This window comes from Micromonospora sp. NPDC051296 (assembly GCF_040682255.1).
Classification (GTDB): Bacteria; Actinomycetota; Actinomycetes; order Mycobacteriales; family Micromonosporaceae; genus Micromonospora; species Micromonospora craterilacus.
This window is the reverse complement of the sequence record NZ_JBFBAO010000617.1, coordinates 1-1973: the sequence shown is the minus strand read 5'-3', so window position 1 is coordinate 1973 and position 1973 is coordinate 1. Positions and strand designations below refer to the sequence as shown.

Sequence of the window (1973 nt, the reverse complement as noted above, 5' to 3'; positions counted from 1 at the left end):
GCCCGAGGAGCGGGCGGAGATCCGCCGGGTGGTGGAGTCCCGGGTGACCGCCATCCCCGGTGAGGACCTGTCGGTGCTGGGCTACTGGGAGTGGCTCGACGGCCTGGAACGCGGGCTGGCCGCCCACCACGCCGGGATGCTGCCGGCGTTCAAGGAGGTCGTCGAGGAGCTGTTCGTCCGCGGGCTGGTCAAGGCGGTCTTCGCCACCGAGACCCTGGCCCTGGGGATCAACATGCCGGCCCGCTGTGTGGTGCTGGAGCGCCTGGTCAAGTACAACGGCGAGGCGCACGTCGACCTGACGCCGGGGGAGTACACCCAGCTCACCGGGCGGGCCGGGCGCCGGGGCATCGACGTCGAGGGGCACGCCGTGGTGGTGTGGTCCCCGGAGACCGACCCCCGGCACGTGGCCGGGCTCGCCTCCACCCGCACGTACCCGCTGCGGTCCAGCTTTCGGCCCTCGTACAACATGGCGGTGAACCTGGTCGGCAGCGTCGGCGCGGAGCCGGCCCGGGCGCTGCTGGAGTCGTCGTTCGCGCAGTTCCAGGCGGACCGGTCGGTGGTCGGCCTGGCCCGGCAGGTGCAGCGCAACACCGAGACCATCGACGCGTACGGGGTGGAGGCGGACTGCCACCACGGTGACTTCGCCGAGTACTTCGCGCTGCGGGTGGCCATCGCCGACCGGGAACGGGCCATCGCCCGGCAGGGGCAGAGCCAGCGCCGGGCGGCGGCGGTGGCGTCGCTGGAGCGGCTGCGGGTCGGCGACGTGATCCGGGTGCCGTCCGGGCGTCGGGCCGGCCTGGCCGTGGTGCTCGACCCGGCCGCCGGTGGGTTCAGCGAGCCGCGCCCGCTGGTGCTCACCCAGGACCGGTGGGCCGGGCGGATCAACCCCGGTGACTTCACCACCCCGGCCGAGGTGTTGGCGCGCATCCGGGTGCCGAAGCACTTCAACCACCGCAACCCGGCCGCCCGGCGCGACCTGGCGGCTCAGGTCAGCGGCACCGGCCTGGACCGGCATTCCCGCCGGGGTGCCCGGGGCCGGCAGTCGGGGGAGGATCACCGGCTCACCCAGCTCCGCGCCGAGCTGCGCCGGCACCCGTGCCACGCCTGCCCGGAGCGGGAGGAGCACGCCCGGTGGGCGGAGCGCCGCCGGCGGCTGGAGCGGGACACCGAGGAGCTGCGCCAGCGGGTGGCCGGCCGGACAGGGTCGCTGGCGCGTACCTTCGACCGGATCGTCGCGCTGCTCACCACCCGCGGCTACCTCACCGCCGAGGGCTCGGTGACCGACGCCGGCCGGATGCTGGGGCGGATCTGGACCGAGGCCGACCTGCTGGTGGCGGAGTGCCTGCGCCGGGGTGTCTGGGACGGGCTGTCCCCGGCCGAGCTGGCCGCCGCGGTCTCCGTGGTGGTCTTCGAGGCCCGCCGCGACGTCGACGAGCGGGCCTCGCTGCCGCGCGGCGCGGTCGCCGACGCGGTGGACGCGACGCTGAAGCTGTGGAGCGAGATCGAGGCCGACGAGGCGTCCCGTGGGCTGGCGGTCACCCGCGAGCCGGACCTGGGTTTCGCGTGGCCGATCTACCGCTGGGCTCGCGGTGAGGCGTTGGCGAAGGTGCTGTCCAGCGGGCACGAACTCGACGGTGAGATGCCGGCCGGCGACTTCGTCCGGTGGGCCCGGCAGGTGGTGGACCTGCTCGGCCAGCTGGCCGACTCCGGCGGCGCCTCGGCCGAGTTGCGGGCCACCGCCCGGCAGGCGATCGGCACCGTCAACCGGGGCGTGCTGGCCTACCATTCGCCGGCCTGACCAGCACGGACGGTGATTGTTCGCGATGCGAATCGACGCATCGCAAAGTCACCGCGACGCCACCGCCCGCAGCGTCCGATGCTGGAGATCTGCGCCACCGGCCGGCGGATGGACGCCGCCGAGGCGGACCGGATCGGCCTGGCCACCCTCGTCGTGCCGAATACCGAGCTGGACG

At 74.7% G+C, this 1973-nt stretch carries 1 protein-coding gene and 1 pseudogene; both read left to right on the top strand.

The features are described from left to right. Positions 1-1798, top strand: a 1798-nt coding sequence (locus AB0M52_RS33545; protein ID WP_363961867.1) for a helicase-related protein, incomplete at its 5' end; no start/stop codon positions are given. 81 nt (positions 1799-1879) lie between these two features. Further along, a pseudogene (locus AB0M52_RS33540) lies at positions 1880-1973 on the top strand (enoyl-CoA hydratase/isomerase family protein); the annotation flags it as partial.